This window comes from Akkermansia sp. N21169, from assembly GCF_029854675.1.
GTDB lineage: Bacteria > Verrucomicrobiota > Verrucomicrobiia > Verrucomicrobiales > Akkermansiaceae > Akkermansia.
Genome location: NZ_JARWNC010000037.1, coordinates 69,416 through 87,932, shown reverse-complemented (window position 1 = coordinate 87,932; position 18,517 = coordinate 69,416). Strand labels below are relative to the sequence as shown.

Genomic DNA, 18,517 nt, shown 5'->3' with positions numbered 1-18,517 from the left:
CGGGGTCATGGGAATGTGTTGTATGTGGAGCCATCGTTATGGCAATTCACATACAAGACTACGGAATGGCTGCTTCCGGTGCACATGGCGGGGGACTGATTCCCCTGCAGGACGCTCATGTCCTGGCCCAGGGAGCATCAAGGCTGGCGGATGGAGTAACCGATGCCGTTGCTGGTTCGGCGGCACTTACCGGTAAAATCGAGCAATTGAAGGTTCTCGGAGAACGGGCAGAAGTGAGAAAAGGACTTGAACGCTTCCATCGGGAAACGATGGCCGCTTTCCAATCGCGGAATGACTATGAGAATTTTTCCCGCGATTGGGAAGATGCCGTTGCCACGAAACTGCCCGATTATTTTCCAGGAAATCTGAGCGAAACAACTCGGGTGGATTTGGATGAAACCATCCGGCAATTAAGAGTAACGGGTGGCATTGAAGTCCGCGAAATGGCCCATCTGGGCATGGTAGAACGAGCACGTTCTTCATGGAAAGCCGGTATGGAGGTCGCGGCCCGGAGCGGGGATTCTCCGGCTTTGGAGAAAGGACTGGAAGAAGGAACCGGGGTATTCATCCCTGTTTCGGCAGGGGAATCCTACAAGAAAGAGCTTTTGCTGGCGGGCAAGGACTCAGGCATTGAGAGGGAGAGTCTTGGGAATCCTCTTGTTGCTTTGCGCGAGCTGGATGATGGACGGCACCCATTCTCGAACAGGAAGGATAAAGTCATTGATTTGGAAGCGAAATGCACGGAGCAGGCTCTTGTTGTCAAGGAACACCTGGGGGCTTTCTATGCCAATGCTCTGTCACACGGAGAGCCTCTTGATCCACAAAGTGTTTACAATGCAGAACAAAGGATGTTTTTGAAACCGGAACAGGTACGCAGTCTGTTGGACGGAGAGGCTCAAAAGAGAAGAGAGATGATGGAAGGAGTCCGTTTCAAGGCACCGGAGGCGGACTTGTGTGAATGGCGGAGAAGAATCGACGAAAGGAATGTGACTCGCGAAGGCGAAGCGGAGTTTCTGATTTCTCTGGCGACGGCGGGATTGCCTCGTCGCGATTTTGTTGCGCTTCATGAACGTTTCCTGAAGACGGCTTCTGTACCGGACGGAATCCGAAAACACGTTTCGCGTGAATTGAGTGCCATGTATAGAAATGGTTTATGGGGAGCTCCCGGCGATGACGTGGCTCTTAAAGCCTGGAGACGCATGCAAGATGAGGTGATGGACGCGATTGTCCAGGAACCCTCGGATACGACTCGGGAAAAGGCGGATGAGTTGATTGATAGAGAAAGGATGAAACAGGGGGCTTCATGGGTGGATTTTTCCTCCATGCAAGCGAAACAAGATAACAAAAAAACGAATATATGAACGAGTCGGATGAAAATATGACGGTCTTGGAGTCCGAGAACGGGAAACGTGACATGGAGCGCGAGGAGTACTGGAACCGGGTGTTGACGGGTGATGTCTCTACGATTCCCCAAGATGTCCGTGAAGCTTCCGGTATTGTCTTGCCTGCCGGAGAGGATGATGAGGAACGGCTGGCTGGGCATATCGTGCGCTCCTGGGCGGTGGATCATACGCGGCATTCCAAAGAGAAAATCATGTCGGACTGGGGGGAAATCCGGAGAGAAATTGCCGGAGGCAATGGGACGCGTGCGAGTGTTTCTGACAGGGAGTTGTTTTATGTCTTGTCGGAAAAAGCGCGGGTGAAACGCAATGACAGGGAACAACTTGGAAAGTTGTATGTCGAAGCCTATGAAAAAGCCTTGCAAAACCGGGAAGGAACCGATGATGAACAGGTACGTTTTTGGAAGGCCTCCCTGCCAGAAACTTTGCATGAAGTCGCTGAACAGGTCATTCGCCGCGGGCTCCACGAAGGAGGGGATGACCGCCGACGTCTGGAAACGTCCGCCAACCATGTATGGGAAGGCATGAAGAGCTTTATGCTTTATGAGGGCGTCGATGTGGACGAAGAGGACAAGAACGAAGGCATCCTCTCAAAGATAGCTTACAATCCTCTGATGCGAGCCCTGTGGCATACTCCGGATATAGGGAAGGCGACGGAGGTTCTCCAGTCTCTGAATGAGGAGGACAGGCAGAAGGTTTATAGCATGCTGGCTCCCCGGATGAAAGAACGGGTATCTTTACCGGAAGGTATAACCCGGTCCGTGAATAGAGGGCTGATGAACACTGCCTACAATGCTTATCTGGCCAAGGTTAATTCTGATGCCTTATTTTGGTTAAAACAAAAAGATTCCTGGGAAAAGGCTTTTCCCGGAAGTAGCGCCAAAATAGAAAAAAAGGGAAATGAAATTGCGGAAAAAGCCCGTATTTTCAATGAACTGCGCGCAATGACCCAAGACAGAATGTTCCCCGTTCATGCCAAGGATGCCAGCTGGATTGATGATTTGCTCGTGGATGGCGCCTACAATGCCGCGCCGGCAGCACTGGCTTTTGCCGGCGGGGCAGGTATCGGCCTGTTGTCCATTGCCGAAACGGGGAGACAGATGGAGGAAGCCCGCGAGATGAACCCGGATGGAGACTACGAAGCACAGATGCGCGGAGCTACCGGTTCCGGATTGGCAAGTGCTTTATTGTCTCTGGGAATGACGAAGCTGGGACAGAAAATGGCTGAAACGGCTTTCCATACGTTCAAGTCGGTACGCGGGATGGCTTCCTCTTTAGATAAGCTCCGTACGATAGCCGGAGAAGGGGGAAATATAGCCCTTGATACGGGGATGATGGTTGCTGAGAACAAGCTTCAAGAGCTGGTTCAGTATGGAGGCCAGGAAGCTGCGGCATTGGTATCGGGGAAAGAATCCGGCGTGCCCTGGGAGGCCTGGAAAGAAAGGAATTTGTCTCTGGACGACCAGTTGAAAGAGGCGGCCACCATGTTCCCATACATTCTGTTGGGAGCAGGCAAGATCGGGCTGCGGCATTTCAGGAATCCGGAGAGCATTCTCAACAACAGGAAAGCTTTAGGACGATTCGGGATTTCTGAAAAAATAGCGGATCGAATCCGTCGCGAACCGGACATGGATACTCAAACTTCCATGTTGAAACATGCTATTGCAACACGTCCGGTTTGGGGAACAGTATTTCTTGGTAAAAAAGCTTATGAATGGGCCTGTTTGCTGGAAAATCCCAAACAACCCCTGTTCTCGTCTCCCGATGAAGTAAGGGACTTTATGGACATGACCCCGGTAACGGTCGAAAAGCCATGGAAACCTTCCGGTGAACTGGCTGACTTATGGTACGGCAGTCGGAAAGATCCCGATGAAACCATGGCTATTCATGTGGCGAGGGAAAGATGGATGATTCGTGCCGGTTTGCCGGACATGACCGTTCGTCGCGATGGACAGCGGAAAAAGGGAAAAAGGTTTCTTCAGGAAACCGATGACCATTCTTTGACGGACTGGTTCCGGAAAGAACAGGCGGCCGAACAGAGGAACCTTTCCATCCTCAATTCTGATCCGAACCAGTCGGTTCTTCCTCTTGCTTTGCGGGAGGGAGGAGGATTCCACCCCAATTTGCAGAAGGCTCGGTTAGCGTTTTTGGACGACTCCGCGCAAACGCTTGTCAAACATGCCTACAGGATGCTCCTGTTGAAATATCCGGATCCTGATCTGGTCCCCGATGTTGTCCAACGCAAACCGGAGGCATGGGATAAATGTACGGAAAATATGCAAGCCCGGCTCAAGACAATCGTTCTCGACGGAGCCTTGCAGCTTGCAGACGAGCGATCGGTTCCCCAAGTGGATTACGATATTACCAGGAAGTTCTGGCGTACATGGGTTGAGGATGCCTCTCCCAGCCAAGTCCAGGAAATGACGAAGTGGATCGATGAACTGAACAGGAAATGTCCGGAAAGCTACCGGGACAAACTGGGGCTTTGCCGCGATTTCGATCCTTCCGTCGAGAGATCCGGGGAACAGATGGTGGATTACCTTGTCGTTGCCGAGGACTGGGCCTCTGCCGTTCCCTCCTCTGTCCGGGAACTCATGCCGGAGAATTGGAAGGCGTTAAACCGGATTTCGTGGTCTCTCAAAGCACATGCGCGCACGCTCCGGGAGATGATCCCCGGCTTGCAGGACTTTGACTTGACTGTAATCCGTGGCATGCTTCCGCGTGATGGCTATGCTGATCTCACTCTTCGAGAACTGCGTTTGAAGCCGGAACAAATCCATAAGGATTTTTTATCTTCATCGATTTCGCGGAGTAAGGAAGAATTGAATGTTTACCAATTTTTCGATTATATGAAACCCGCCGTTAAGTATTTGGAGATGCTGACTCCCGACTTCATAACGGTAAGGCGGATTGGGAGCAGATCCCAATTCTTCAGGGTACAGTATCCGGATGGGAATCTTTCTCCCTGGCATCCCAAGAAAGAGTATGCCATCAAAGATTTGGCGGCTCATATGGCCATCATGTTTTCTCCGGAGGGTAGTGTTAAATGGGACATGTCCAGGAAATGGGCGCTGTTTGCAGTGGAGAAGGGGATGGTGTTCCGTATGGACGACTTCAATGTGGTCCGGCTCAAGTCTCCGAATATCAGAGGCAGTCTGTATGAGCAGCTTACTGCGCATGCTGTGGCGGAATTGGTAGAAGCCGGATATGGACAGCGTTCCTTCCGTTCTCCGGGTGAAAAAATTATTATCGCCCCGAATGATACGGGAAGCAAAACCGGGCTTTTGAACCAGACTCTGGAAAAGATGCGCAAGGAGATATACCGCAAGTATGTCGGTCCCGTGAGAGACATGGGATGTGCCGCAGCCAATGGCATGGGATTCGGAGCGGACGGCATTTTGTGGAATAACATTGTCCTCTATGATCACCTTTCTCCTCTGGCAATGATTGAGGACAAGGCGGAAGTTATCTGGAGCCGTCTGCTTGCCACCGGGCAACTGCCTGTGGATGAAGGCTGCAGGATCCTTGCCCAATGCGGCAGAACCATGATTCCGGAAGCGGAATTTGCCAGGAATGCCCATCTTCTGGTCGAGGAATTGTCCCAGTTGTCCAAGGAATACTACATGGCTCATTTGGATCATGCCAGCATTCCCCAATCCGTACCTATGTGGCTTAAATACACGGCTGTGCGACCATTCCCCGACAAGAGGGAAATGTCCCGACTGCAAACCGCCGTGGAAGAATGTGCATTTGTGCCCGATGATAGCCTGACGTTCGCTCAAAAAGAGCAGTTGCGGAGATGGGCTATGGCAATGGACACACGGGAAGTTAGAAATCTGGTCGATGCGGCACAAATGAAGACATGGGAGAAGCCGGGACTTCCCGGATTTTTTGCCGGCATGATTGCTGACTCGACGGGGATGAACAACATTGTTCGTTCGGAACGCGTTTGGGCATTGGACGGTAGAGGAAAAGACTCTCTGCTCAATGCGCTGGCGGAAGGATACAGAGATGCGACGGGAGCGGAATTCCATTATTACCCGGCCATGGAACGGTATGTACACGCGATTCTGGGAAACAGGCTTCCGGAGATTCTACCGGGTCATATTCTCGGTGATTTGAAACTTCGTCTGACGGAATTGCCTCCGGTACCCTCCAAGGTTGCTCTGCCTGGGTTGGATCACGGAGAAAACCTTTTGGCCAATTTGTCTATCCAGTTGGAACGCATGCCGGAACTTTCGCTCTGGAAGTCCCGGAGCGATGGAACGTATGCCGTTTTGGGGGAACTGGGGGAGGCGAATGCTTCATTTCCGACTCTGGATTCGGGGAATTGGGACACGCCTGTGACGGGCAAAAAAGTGATGAGCGGCTACGGTCCGCGCGTTGGCAGGGATTATACCTTGGACGTGCGCAATACATTGCCGGACAGGATTACCCAATCGCCATCAACCTTGTTGGCATTCAGGACTCTTGAGATGATTCGGGAGGAATTTGCCAGCCGTCCGGTTCCGACCTCCGCCGGTATTGTCTGGGGGGAACGCTTGTTCCTGCCGATAGGCGAAGAACGCCCATATGGGATTTCTACGGATTGGGAGGCCCGTCCCGTTTTCTCGGAAGTGCTGTCCCGGTGGGGAACATTGCCTCCAGGGGAGGTTATTGCAGGTATAAGAGTTCCTGATTCTGGAGGAATTTCCGCCGAGGAACTGCAAGCCTCGACGGGGTCCATGTGCGTGCTCCGGGATCCCGAAGATCCCATGCATACGGTACGTCTCATGCCGGGAATTCCGCATGCTCCTTTACCGGAAGCCAGAGCTCCGTTTGTCGTTCACCAGTACCATGGCGTGTTTCTGGATGCGGAAGGAAGACCGGTTTTTCCGGAAGAACCGGGACGCAGTTATATTCCTCTGGAATGTTTTCGGGGGGCGAAGGTCGATTGCGACATGTCTCCCGGAGAGTTGGATGTCTGGCGCCGCATGGCATTCCACCATTATCTGGAGGAACTTGGAGATGTGTCTCTGCACCAGCGCCGTTGGTGGACACCGGGGATGGGGGACAGTTCCTATCAGGAAGCCGTGATTCGCCTGTACGAGGAACTCGGAATCGGCCATGCCGTCGAGCAAGGGAAGATGATGGGGGACGATCCTCGCTTCATCCAAATGCTGCGCATGATTCTGCCGCTGATGAGCAAGCCGGGGTATTTGTATTCGTTCGACCAGTACGACGGAAGCAACCACCAGTCGGCCATCGGAGACGGAGCCGCTCTTTACCAGATTTATTCAGATAATCCTTTATAGAAGCGATGACGAAAAAACAGGAAAAGGAAGATATTCCGGGAGCTTGGCTCGAACATCTTGCCGATCAGCAATGGAGGTTGGAACATCTCTATTGGATTGAAAACAAGACGGGCAATTTGCAACGATTCCGAATGAATTCGGCGCAACGGCGGTTACATGCCAACCTGTGGTTCCGCAATGATGTCCTGAAAGCCCGTCAGTTGGGGATTTCCACCTATGCGGCTCTGCTGATGTTGGATATGTGCCTGTTCAGAAGCAATTTCCATTGCGGCATTATTGACAAGACTCTGCCGGATGCCCGGCAGAAACTCTCTAAAATCCGTTTTGCCTGGGATCATCTTGATTACATGCCCCAGGACGGGAACGAAGAGGAATTGATTCTTTCCCGGCTGGGAGAATGCGTGAAGGAACGGACCGGTATTCCCGGCAAGTCCGGATGGAAACTACCCGTCGATACACGGACGGAACTCGGGTTGAGCAACGGCAGCGATATTCGTATCGGAACCAATCTGCGAGGGGGGACAATCCAGTTCCTTCATGTTTCGGAACTGGCACATGTGTCCGTCCATGCCCCGTGGAGAGCCCGCGATATCCGCACGGGTGCGATCAATACGGTCCCGTCCGGCGGATACATACTGAAGGAAAGCACCCATGAGGGAGGCAGGTTCGGGGTGAATTACGAATTGACGCGCCAGGCAATGGAAAACAACGCCAAGGAGGAATTGTCTCCGCTGGATTTCCGATTCTTTTTTTTCAGTTGGTTCGACCATGAAGGATATGCCCTCTCCGGAAAGGAACGGTGGAATAAAGATTTGGATATCTATTTTACGGAATTGGAGACCAAACACGGAATTCGTCTGGATGCGGATAGAAAGAGGTGGTATGCCCGGATGAACCGCGTTATGGGACGGGCCATGAAGCAGGAGTATCCCAGTACACCGCAGGAGGCTTTCCTCTCGGGGGAAGAGGGGATTATCTATGGCTCCGTCATGGCGGCTATTCGCGAACGCGGACAGATCGGCGTTGTTTGCGAAGGTGATCGGAAGGATCCCATGTTCACGTCGTGGGATCTCGGATTAAGTGACCACACGGCTATCTGGCTGGTGCGTCTGGCGGGAGGAAAACTGTACTGGCTGGATCATTATGCCTGCAACCAACAGGGAATTGCCCATTATGCAGAAAAAATGAAGGTATGGGAAAAAGCGTATGGTCCCGTTGTTTGGCACTTTTTACCACATGATGCTTCCAAAAGGGATGCCCATGGGCAGTCGTATGTGGAAAATCTGGCCCGTGAAGGAATCGAGAGAGTGCGAGTTGTTCCCAGAACGACAGATATCTGGCTGGGAATCAATTCTCTGAGAGAGCTACTGGAGTCGAGTTTCTTCCACGAGAGGACTCTGACTCGCCCCGTGAATATCAAAGGGGAATCGGAGCCTTCCGCTCTGGAGCATTTGGAACTGTACCATTCCAGACCACCCGGAGTTTCCGGGACTTTGCGGGAGGAACCCGTTCACGACGAACATTCGCACACGGCAGATGCGGCAAGAACTCTGGCAGAAGCATGGTCCCATGGTTTCATGACTTCCATATCCCCCGGGACAGTCGGAAGACGCAGAGCCCGGATGAGATAAACCTGAATTACCTGACGCAGGGCCAAACGATGCCGATCGGGTCGAATGGAGGGCGGATCCCTTTATTGGAAGCGGGGTCGGGCAGGGCGTAATTTGTACGGAACAGAGGCAGGATCGGGTTTCCTTCTTTGTCTTTCTTCATATCCTTGGTTCCTATTTCTTCGAGCAGCAGAAACGCTGAAAAACCGCCGCCGGGAACTTCGGAAATCAGAATTTCAATAGGATAGACTTCATTGGCCGTTACCGTGAATTCCGCTCCGGCAGCCATGCCGTTGAGCCGCGTATTGTAGTGCCCCATGGTTTTATACTTGTAGAAAGTCACCGGAATTTTATAAACACCGGAACGTTGAATTTGTCTTTTTAGGACATCGTTTTTCGTCGTACCGTCCATGACCTTGAAGTTTTTTCCATTGGCCATATATAGCCCGAGAGACGCATAGGAATACCCATGATCGAAGACTTCCTTGCCGTTGAAGCGAACGGTGATCGTATCGTCAGCCATGCCGACAAAACGGAATGTACCGGATTTGGGCGCTACGACTTTTCCTCTGTAGATAGCGATCCAGTGACTGGGTTTGACCTTGTCTTCGCAACCGTAAGCTTTAGGAGCTTCATTGGCGCTTCGATGGGAAATGAAGATGTGGGAATTATAAAGTTTCTTGGGGGCCTTGAAGTATCTCGACAATGTGCTTTCCCTCCATCCGGAATCGACGAATTTTTTCATGATAGCATAGTGCTCTCCGTCCGTAATTTTAAGCGGTTGGCCGGAAGATGTTTGCTTGAGGTCGTAGAATGTACCAACCAGAGAACTCCCTCCGGGAGAGTCACTGCCGAATCCTCCCCCTTCCGCTCCGAGGTCATCTCCGACTCCGGCACCGAAGTCCACGCCGAGTTCAAGACTTTGCCCCAGATCCGAGATATCGGGCGTATCAATGTCGACCGAAGCTATGGCAACATCGCTGACAGAGTTGGAGGTAATGATGCTGGCGTGGTTCTGGACGGATGCCACCGGACGGGTCGTGATTCGCTCGGGCGTTACGGGAGAATCGGTGGGGGGCCCGTCCTCATTGGATGCAACATAGGCGACGACTTCCGGTTTGTCCGGTTCGGCGATGACAATAACGACTGCGTATAGGAGAAGACCGAAAAGAACGGTGGCTAGCAAAGCTGTGAACAGGGCCGCAAGGAAATTACGCGTTTTTTGGGAACGGTACGCCTTGTCAGCGTCCTCCGTCATACTGATGTGGAGACTCATAGAAAAGAAAAAGATCAATTTAAAGATATGAAATTTAGTGCCGTACATCAAGGAGTAAAACGAGAAAACGCTTTCCCGCCTTCCGGGATTTCATCACGTATCAGGCGTGATGAAATCCCGGAGAAGGGTAAGTATGTTTTTGCGCATGGGATTTGAACCAATAAGCGCTACTGCTGCGGTAGTAGCGGCATCACAGTTGGCGGGAGGCGCGGCATCGGCGCTTTCACAGTATCAGGGAGCAAAAACAGCAAAGGCCATTGGACGAGCCAATGAAGAGAATTTGTCCGGACAGTCGCGCTTGACCATGGACGAACAGCGGGAAAATACCTCCCGGCTCAGGGACAATGCTGCCTTGGCTATGGGACAGCTGCATGCCGATGCGGGGAAAAGCGGTTTGGCGACCGAAGGTTCGGTGGCCGTCAGGGAACAAGCCGTAGCTAACAGGCTGGAAACGGAAATCCGCGATCAGGCGAGGCAGTCGTTACTCAAGGCTCAGGAACTGAGGCATCAGGGGCGGTTGGCTGCATGGGAGGGAAACGTGCAGGCACGGGCGGGAAAACTGTCGGCAGCGGGTTCGTTGCTGGGTAGTTTCGGCAATTCGGCCAATTATTTGTCGAAATAAGAATGCTGCCAGAAGGAAACCTGGCTGCAGAAACATAGAGGATTGACTGCTCAAAAATGTCCGTTAGACTGACAGACATATATGGAACAAATGTCCCCAACCCAGCGGAATACGCAACGTAAGATTGTGGAGGCTGCAATTGAGTTGATGAGCGAAAGGGGATTCCACCGGGTCAGCGTACAGGAGGTCGGGGAAAAGGCCGGGATTTGCGAAAAAACGGTTTTCCGGTATTTTGCCACGAAGAAATCCCTGTTGGATGCCATCATCAAGTACAGGGAGTACGCCAGCGAATTGAAGGAGGAATTCGAACGGAAGAGGACCTGGAATCTTGATCGAGACCTTCACCTTGCGGCTCAATTGTATTTCGAGGCGACGAAAAGCAAAAGGAACGCCTTCCGTGCGTATTTGAGTGCATTGGATTCCGTAGATACAAACGGAGACGATTATCTGAGGAATTCGCGGGAACTATATGATTTCCTGTTCGACTACTTGTCCGCCATGCAGGAGCGAGGACAGGTAAAAGCCGGAGATACCGGTACGATGGTGCAGGCATTTGTCAACACCCTGCACGGATACATGCTCATGTACTGTCTGAATGACGATGAAAAAGTCTGGAAGGTGAAAATGAAGTCCATGAAATGGATGATTGAGGTGTTTGTGCATGCCTATTCTTCCGATACAAAGGCCGACGCGAAATGAGCAAACATTTGAAGGCTATTTCTCTGGGCAGCATGGCATTGGTCGCTGCGGGAGGTATCGCATGGGGTATTTGGCATTTCCGCGAAGGTCATTTTTTATCGACGAACGATTCACGGGTGGAGGCGAGTATTGTTTCCGTCGGTTCCAAACTTGCGGAACGTGTGGTGAGCGTGGATGTAGAGGAAGGCGATTCTGTCAAAATCGGGCAAATTCTCGCCCATCTGGATGAAAGGAGTATCCGTGCCCGCCTGATGGCTGCCCATTCGAAGGTTGCTTTGAAACAAGCCCGTTACGATGAGATGATGACGGGATTCAGACCGCAGGAAATCGAGTCCCAGCGAGCCAAGACGGTCCAGGCTTCTTCCAATCTGGAACATGCCCGCCGCGATTATGAACGCATTGAAAAACTTGTACGCGACCATGCCGGGATTAGTTCCGCGGACCGTGATGCCGTCCGGGCCGCTTATCTGGCAGCCCAGGCTCTGGAAAAGGCGGAACAGCAGAATCTGGGTTTGAAGATCGAGGGATACCGTGAAGAGGAAAAGCGTTCCGCGCTGGCGGAACTGGAATCCGCCAAGGCTGAATTGCAGGAACTGGAAGTCTTGTGCGAGGAATGTATTATCAAATCACCCGTGGAAGGCATTGTTGCGCGCAAGCTGGTCAATAACGGGGAATTGGTAAGTGTCGGACAAAAGCTCTTTTCCATCGTAAACAACCGCGATATCTGGCTCAACATCCGTGTGGAGGAAACGAAAATAGGCCGTATCCATGTGGGGCAGGATGTCCAGTTTACGTTGGACGGGTATTCCGGCAAGATCTTCCATGGGAAAGTCTATGAGATCGGCGCCGCAACATGTGCGACGTTTTCCCTGATTTCGACCGAGAATGTCAGCGGCTACTTCACCAAAGTGATGCAGAGATTTCCGATTAAAGTGAGTTTACCGGACGATACGTCGGATGTCGTCTTCAGGCCGGGGATGCAGGGCACGGCCAAAATCGATTTTTGATCACGAGAACACATGAGCAATCCGGTTTCCATGGAAAAAGTACCTCGTCTGCATGTACGGATTCTCGTGGCGATGGCTTTCGTATGCTCTGTTCTGCCATTTTTGAACATGGGATGTATTGTAGCGGCAACGCCTGATTTGTCGGGGACGTTTGTCGTCGGTACGCTGGATGTGTCGTGGTCGGGGGCAGCTTGTCCGCTTGGGACGGCATTGTCGTTTACGGGAGCCGCCTATTTGTGGTCCCGCATTGGGTTGAGGCGAGCATTGAGGCTGGCCCTTCTCCTGGTTGCTGGAGGTTCTTTGGCTGCTTTGGTTGCCGACCATTTCATGATCATGATCGGAGCCAGGTTTTTGCAAGGGATAGGCGGGGGACTGGCTCTTGCCTACGGAACGGGTTTGATCAATGCCGCCCTGCCTCAAGAATCGCGCAAACTGGCCATGGAACTGAGACTGTGTTCCATTGGAGCTATTTCCTGTGTCAGTCCCATCGTGGGGTGTATACTCGTTCAATACTGGAACTGGAGGGGGCTCTTTGTCATGGTGGGACTGATTTCCATGGTTCTGGCTATTCTGACGACTCTTCTGGTTCCCAACCAGAAAGTGCCTAAAAACGGAAAATTCGACTGGTTTTCGTTTCTGGCTTTGGGAATGGGGTGCATGTGCATCCTCATGGTGATCATTTACGGTGAAATCGACGGATGGACGGCCCCGAATGTTCTGGTGTGGATGTATGGGGGATTTTGTGCGATTGTTCTGGTTGTCATTTCCTGCATGAATCATTCAAGCCCGTTGCTGGATTTCCGGATCCTGGGCAACTGGAGGTTTTCTTTCGGGCTGCTGGCGTCTTTGTGCAACATATTTTGCGTATGCTGGTTGAGGTCCGGCACCGTTCAGTTTATGCGCAATGTGATGAATTATGACCCATTCATGATCGCATGTGTCTTCATGATTCTCGTGGCCGGTTTTTTTGCGGGAGCAATCATCGTTCTCCCTCTTCTGCACCGGGGCGTACTTGCCCTGAGGGTGGGTATGATGGCTGGATTGATGGGGTTGGGCAGTTCTGCTTTTTTCCTGGCCCGTCTGAATTCCGGCTGTTCGTGGATGGACGTGGCATGGCCTTTGGGCGTATTCGGCATCGGGTATGCGTTTTGCATCAATGTGGGGACGCCTCTTGCCCTGAGGGGAGTCCATCCCCGTTTGCTTGCCTCTTCGTCGAGGTTGCTGAATACGTTGCGCTATGTGTTTATAGCCATGTATGTCAGCAGTGTGAGTACAGTGCTCGCCCACATGAGGGAAGATTACAGGTTTACCGTCGCTGAACGAACCCGCGACGATGCTCCCGGAACGCTTTCTACGCTGGACCAGTGGCAGGATCATTTTGCAACGACTGGTGCCACACCTTCTGAAATTCATTCGGAGGTTCATGCCATGGTACAAAAAGCCGTTTCCTTGCAAAGCCAGGTGTTTTCAGCCGATTACTTTTATTTATGTGCCATGATGGTTGGGGCGGCGGGTATTTTATTTGCGTTGTTTTGCATCAAAGTCAACCAGGAACGAACGAGCAATTCATGATTCAGAGATCTATCCATCTTTTGATTCCGCTCTTTGCGGGGACCTGCCTGTTGCTGGGTTCCTGCAGGGTACCGGCTGTGTTTGAACGACCTGCGATGGAGTTGCCGACCGGTTCGCCGGAGCAGGGGGACAAGGTTGCCAATTCTCCCGTCGGGACCGGATGGTGGCGTATTTTCCACGACCCGGTACTTGAACGGCTGGAGGAACAGGCTCTGGCGTGTAACCGGGATTTGATTCGTGCGGCTGCATTGGTTGACCGTGCGGCGGCCATGTCTGCCGAGACCGGAGCGTCTCTGGCTCCTCAGGCCGGATTTCAAGCCGGAGCGAAAAAGCAGGAGCTGACTCAGGGACAGAGCTATTCACAGAATTTGTCGTACCGGGGAAGGGATGTCTGGGAAATGTCGGGGATTTTATCGTACGAAGTCGATTTATGGGGGAAGCTGCGTTCACGATCCGAGGCGGCAAATGCGGAATTACTGGCCTCGGCCGAGGCACGGGATGCCGTATTTCTTCGCCTGACTGGGGAAGTGGCTTCAGCTTATATCGACGTCAGGGCATGGGAAGAAAAATGCCGGATCATCAAAAACGTTCATGCTTCCTATGAACAAACGTGTTCCATGTATGAAAAACGTTTCCAGCAGGGGCAGTACCCTGAATTGGCCCTGAGGCGTGTACAGGCGGAACGTTCCAAGACTTTGGCCCAGCTCCATTTGGCAGAAAATGAACTTTCCAGGGCGGAAAGCGTTTTAGCTGTTCTTGTCGGGGATAGTCCCCGAAAGATTATGAAAGGAAGTAGTCGGAGAGGAGGGAATCCGTCCCTTCTGTCCTCCCCTCCTTCCATACCGTCGAACATTCCCAGCGATGTCATTGAGAGGAGACCGGATATTTGCGAGTTGGAGTCTCGTCTGAAATCGGCCTTTTACGGAAAAGAAGCAGCCAAGGCGGATCGGTTGCCGTCTCTGATGCTGACGGGATCCATGGGGCAGCTCAGTACGGATCTGAACCGTCTGCTCAACCAGCCATCACGCCTGTTCGATGCCGGTGGAAGCGTGATGCAAACCTTGTTCGACGGAGGAAGAAAGAGGGCTGTCGTCCAAATGGCGGAGGCTGACTATGCCGCTACGGAAGCCGCCTATGAACAGGCTGTCCTGAATGCCTTCCGGGAAATCCGGGATGCTTTGGTAGAACGGCGCAAAAGTGCGGAAATTTACGAATCGACCAGAAACGAGGTGGAATATCTTCGTCGCAGCTGGGATATTGCTTCCAAGCAATATGAAGCCGGGTATGTCGGTCTCATGGATACATTGGATACGCACCGCAACCTTTTGAGTGGAGAATTGGACATGGCAGATGCTTCTCGCATGCGACTCAATGCCATCGTCAAATTCTGCAAAGCGCTTGGCGGAGGCTGGAAACGACCTGCTGAAAAACGGCCATGACGGGCGTGCCTTGTTTTCTTCCTTTGCGTTTTTCCAACATGGAACAGGATTTTCTCGGAAACATGCACTTGCCATTGGCTGAAAATGCTGTAAGTTTTTCGTCCTTACGTTTGAACTTATCGTATTGATCACTATGCCAGACGCACGTTTCCAACCATTGCCGGGATTCCGCGATTTTGCTCCTGCGGAATGCGCTGTTCGCAATTATTTGTTCGATACGTGGCGGCATGTGGCGCGCAGGTATGGATTTTGCGAATGGGAAGCTCCGATGGTCGAGGCAACTGAACTTTATTTGAAAAAGACGGGCGGAGAGTTGCCTACCCAGTTGTTCCGCTTTCAGGATCAGGGGGAACGCGACATCACACTACGCCCGGAACTGACTGCTTCCCTGGGTAGAATAGCTGCCGGTTACCAGAGGGAATATCCCAAGCCCTTGAAGTGGTTCGAAATCGGTTCCTGCTTCCGTTACGAAAAGCCTCAGAAGGGACGCATGCGCGAATTCTATCAGTTCAATGCCGACATTCTGGGTGAAGCCGGATGCGGGGCTGACAGCGAATTGATTTCCCTGGCTATTGATTGCATGCGCGAACTCGGTTTCAGGGAAGGGGACTTTATCGTTCGCGTGTCCGACCGGGAAGCATGGCTGCGCTTTGCTGCCGATCATCATGTTGCCGAAGAGGATGTGCCTGCTTTCCTTGGCGTGGTGGATAAATTTGAGCGGGACCGCCCGGAAGAATGCCAAGCTAAATTGGACGCTTTCGGTATTCAACGCAACGAATTGGTCTCCTTCATCGGGAACCCTCCAGCCGGAGTTTCTCCCCGCTACGACGAATTGGTGGCGGATCTGACGGACAGAGGACTGGAAGCATATGTCAAACTGGATCTTTCCATCGTCCGCGGGCTTGCGTACTATACTGGTCTTGTATTCGAGATTTTCGATTCTTCCCGCACGCTTCGTGCTGTGGCCGGAGGCGGTCGCTACGATGCCTTGATTGCCGGTTTGTCCGACAATGCGGTGGACATGCCCGCCACCGGTTTTGCCATGGGGGATGCGGTGATTACCCACCTGATTGAACAAACTCCGCATGCCAAGGCGTTGATGGATGCAAGTATTGCTTCGTCCGGTTGCGACTTGTATGTCCTGCAGGCGGATGATTCCCGCCGCCGCGAAGTGCTGTCCCTTGCCTCCGCCTTGCGTGACCTCGGCTACCGCGTCGATATGCCTTTATCTCGGACGAAGATGGGAGCCCAGTTCCAGCGGGCCGAGCGTTCCGGAGCCAAATACGCCATCGTGATCGGACGGGATTACCCCTCAATCGAACTCAAGAACATGGCCGACCGTTCGGCTCAGACCGTTCCGGCAGACGAACTCCTGGATATCCTTTCCGGGCTTTTAGACCGCTAATCCTCCTTCATTTTTACATACTCCCCCAAAAAATTTACTGATATGAACAGTTACCGTACCCATACATGCAATGATCTGCGCCTGTCCGACGTGGGAACCGATGTCACCCTGATCGGCTGGGTGGATTCCGTCCGCGACCACGGGGGCGTGATTTTCATCGATCTTCGCGATCGCTCCGGCATCACCCAAGTGGTGTTCCATCCCGACATGAATGCGGAAGCAGCCAAGGCGTCCCAATCCCTCCGTTCCGAAGACATGATCCAAATCACCGGCAAGGTGATCGAACGTCTCAAAACGGATACCGTCGATACGACGAACGACGATCTGCCGACGGGGGCTATCGAAGTGACGGCCACCTCCCTGAACGTGATCAACAAGTCCGAAGTTTTGCCTTTCCAGCTGGATCGTACGGTTTCCAACGAAGACATCCGCCTCAAGTACCGCTATCTTGACTTGCGCCGTCCGGAGATGGCCCGCAACATGATGATCCGTCACCGTGCTACCAAGTCCATGCGAGACTATCTGGATGAAGCAGGATTCCTTGAAATTGAGACTCCCGTCCTTTCCAAGTCTACGCCCGAAGGCGCACGCGACTTCCTGGTACCCTCCCGCCTGTCCCCCGGTAAATTTTATGCTCTGCCCCAGGCTCCCCAGCAGTACAAGCAGTTGCTGATGGTTGCGGGGATGGAACGTTATTTCCAGATTGCCCGTTGTTTCCGCGACGAAGATTTGCGCGCCGACCGCCAGCCGGAGTTTACCCAGATCGACATCGAAGCCTCGTTCATTACTCCCGAAGACATTTATGCCTTGACGGAAGGCGCTCTCAAACGAGCTTACAAGGAAGCCATCGGCGTTGACATTCCCACTCCGTTCCCCCGCATGACGTGGAAGGAAGCGATGGATCAATACGGTTCCGATAAACCGGAATGCCGTTTCGACATGAAGTTGACGGACGTGTCCGACATTTTCACGTCAAGCGGATTCAAGGTGTTTTCCGGTGCCGTCAAGAATGGCGGAGTTGTTAAGGCGATCAATGCCAAGGGATTTTCCAATCCCTCCGTCGGTCAGATTGATTCCCTTACAAAGACGGCCATGGAAGCCGGAGCCAAAGGGTTGGCCTACATCAAAGTACGCGAAGACGGCTGGAAGAGTCCGATTACGAAGTTCCTTTCCGAAGATGAAATCAAGGCTCTGACGGAACGCCTGAATATCGAAACGGGCGATCTTGTCCTCTTTGCCGCCGGAGACTGGGAACAGTCTTGCAATATCCTCGGTCGCGTTCGCCTCCAGTGTGCCGATTTCATGGAAATCCTCAAAGGCAACACGGAACGCAATTTCCTTTGGGTGATTGAATTCCCGCTTCTCGGCTGGGACGAAGAAGAACAGCGCTGGGCGGCCATCCACCATCCCTTTACGCGTCCTGTCAAGGAAGACGAGGAAAAACTCCTCAAGGGAGAACTCAGTACGGAACTCCGCGCCCAGGCCTACGACGTTGTTCTCAATGGCGTCGAACTTGGCGGCGGTTCCATTCGTATCCACGAACGCGATCTCCAGGCGGCTATGTTCCGCGCTCTCGGAATTACGGAAGAACAAGCAACGGAACAGTTCGGTCACATTCTTTCCGCATTCTCCTATGGTGCGCCTCCCCACGGTGGTCTCGCCCTCGGTCTTGACCGCCTGGTGATGATGATCTGCGGAGCTGAGTCGATTCGTGAAGTGATTGCCTTCCCGAAGAACAACCGCGGTGCCGACCTGATGAGCGATTCCCCAGCGACGGTAGACTTCAAGCAACTACGCGATATTCACATTCAGGTTAAACTGCCTGAAAAGCTCCTGAAGGAGCAGCAGCACAAGGAAGCCTGAGGCTTTTTTGCCAATCTTGAACGCCTGAGCCGTTTCCGGATACCCGGGGACGGCTCTTGTGTATCTTGATGATTTTAAAACGTTGGCTTGCGCGGATAGAATTGTTCTTGTAGATAGGAGACAGAATGAAATCTGGAATTCGCCATGGCGATAATGATCAACCTTCCTATCCCGCTTGGAATTCATTGTCCAAAAGTGCATTAACAGTGTTGCTGGCTTCTTCTTTTATGGGATGCTCTCAGCAGGAAAAAAGCCTGGGTCTTCCGGGAGTACCTCCTCTTTCTCCCGGTCAATCTGACGGAAATTCTGCTGATTCCGAGGGAATACCTA

General features: G+C 52.5%; 11 protein-coding genes. 10 read left to right on the top strand and 1 reads right to left on the bottom strand.

Annotation, left to right across the window (positions count from 1 at the left end; genetic code table 11):
- The first annotated feature begins 38 nt into the window (after window positions 1–38).
- From QET40_RS06130 to QET40_RS06120, 3 genes are read left to right on the top strand one after another with little or no spacing between them, the layout of a single operon-like run.
- Entirely contained in the window at window positions 39–1,361 is a 1,323-nt protein-coding gene (locus QET40_RS06130; protein ID WP_280126293.1) for a hypothetical protein, read from the top strand.
- Window positions 1,358–6,694 (top strand): hypothetical protein, encoded by a 5,337-nt coding sequence (locus QET40_RS06125; RefSeq protein WP_280126292.1) that lies wholly within the window; start codon window positions 1,358–1,360, stop codon window positions 6,692–6,694. Before QET40_RS06130 ends, QET40_RS06125 begins: the two co-directional genes overlap by 4 nt.
- A 5-nt stretch (window positions 6,695–6,699) precedes the next feature.
- Window positions 6,700–8,325 (top strand): hypothetical protein, encoded by a 1,626-nt coding sequence (locus tag QET40_RS06120; protein ID WP_280126291.1) that lies wholly within the window; start codon window positions 6,700–6,702, stop codon window positions 8,323–8,325.
- A 7-nt stretch (window positions 8,326–8,332) separates the two neighbouring features.
- Here the strand turns inward: QET40_RS06120 and QET40_RS06115 are convergent, their stop codons facing one another.
- Window positions 8,333–9,562, bottom strand: a complete 1,230-nt coding sequence (locus QET40_RS06115; RefSeq protein WP_280126290.1) for a PA14 domain-containing protein — start codon at window positions 9,560–9,562, stop codon at window positions 8,333–8,335.
- A 163-nt stretch (window positions 9,563–9,725) separates the two neighbouring features.
- On the opposite strand from QET40_RS06115, the gene QET40_RS06110 reads away from it, so the two are divergent.
- From QET40_RS06110 to aspS, 7 genes are all read left to right on the top strand, one after another.
- A complete protein-coding gene (locus tag QET40_RS06110) occupies window positions 9,726–10,202 on the top strand; it encodes a hypothetical protein (protein ID WP_280126289.1) in 477 nt (158 codons plus the stop codon).
- 81 nt (window positions 10,203–10,283) lie between these two features.
- Window positions 10,284–10,901 (top strand): TetR/AcrR family transcriptional regulator, encoded by a 618-nt coding sequence (locus QET40_RS06105; RefSeq protein WP_280126288.1) that lies wholly within the window; start codon window positions 10,284–10,286, stop codon window positions 10,899–10,901.
- Window positions 10,898–11,908 carry an HlyD family secretion protein gene (locus QET40_RS06100; RefSeq protein WP_280126287.1) on the top strand — a complete coding sequence of 337 codons (1,011 nt, stop codon included), beginning with the start codon at window positions 10,898–10,900 and terminating at the stop codon, window positions 11,906–11,908. Before QET40_RS06105 ends, QET40_RS06100 begins: the two co-directional genes overlap by 4 nt.
- Window positions 11,909–11,938: 30 nt before the next feature.
- The gene (locus QET40_RS06095; RefSeq protein WP_280126286.1) at window positions 11,939–13,480 is read left to right on the top strand and encodes an MFS transporter; all 1,542 of its coding nucleotides are present in this window, start codon (window positions 11,939–11,941) and stop codon (window positions 13,478–13,480) included.
- Window positions 13,477–14,919, top strand: coding sequence for an efflux transporter outer membrane subunit (locus QET40_RS06090; protein WP_280126285.1), 1,443 nt, complete (start codon window positions 13,477–13,479; stop codon window positions 14,917–14,919). Before QET40_RS06095 ends, QET40_RS06090 begins: the two co-directional genes overlap by 4 nt.
- Before the next feature lie 133 nt (window positions 14,920–15,052).
- The gene (gene hisS, locus QET40_RS06085) at window positions 15,053–16,324 is read left to right on the top strand and encodes a histidine--tRNA ligase (protein WP_280126284.1); all 1,272 of its coding nucleotides are present in this window, start codon (window positions 15,053–15,055) and stop codon (window positions 16,322–16,324) included.
- 42 nt (window positions 16,325–16,366) lie between these two features.
- Window positions 16,367–18,187 carry an aspartate--tRNA ligase gene (aspS, locus tag QET40_RS06080; protein WP_280126283.1) on the top strand — a complete coding sequence of 607 codons (1,821 nt, stop codon included), beginning with the start codon at window positions 16,367–16,369 and terminating at the stop codon, window positions 18,185–18,187.
- The last annotated feature ends 330 nt before the right edge of the window (window positions 18,188–18,517 follow it).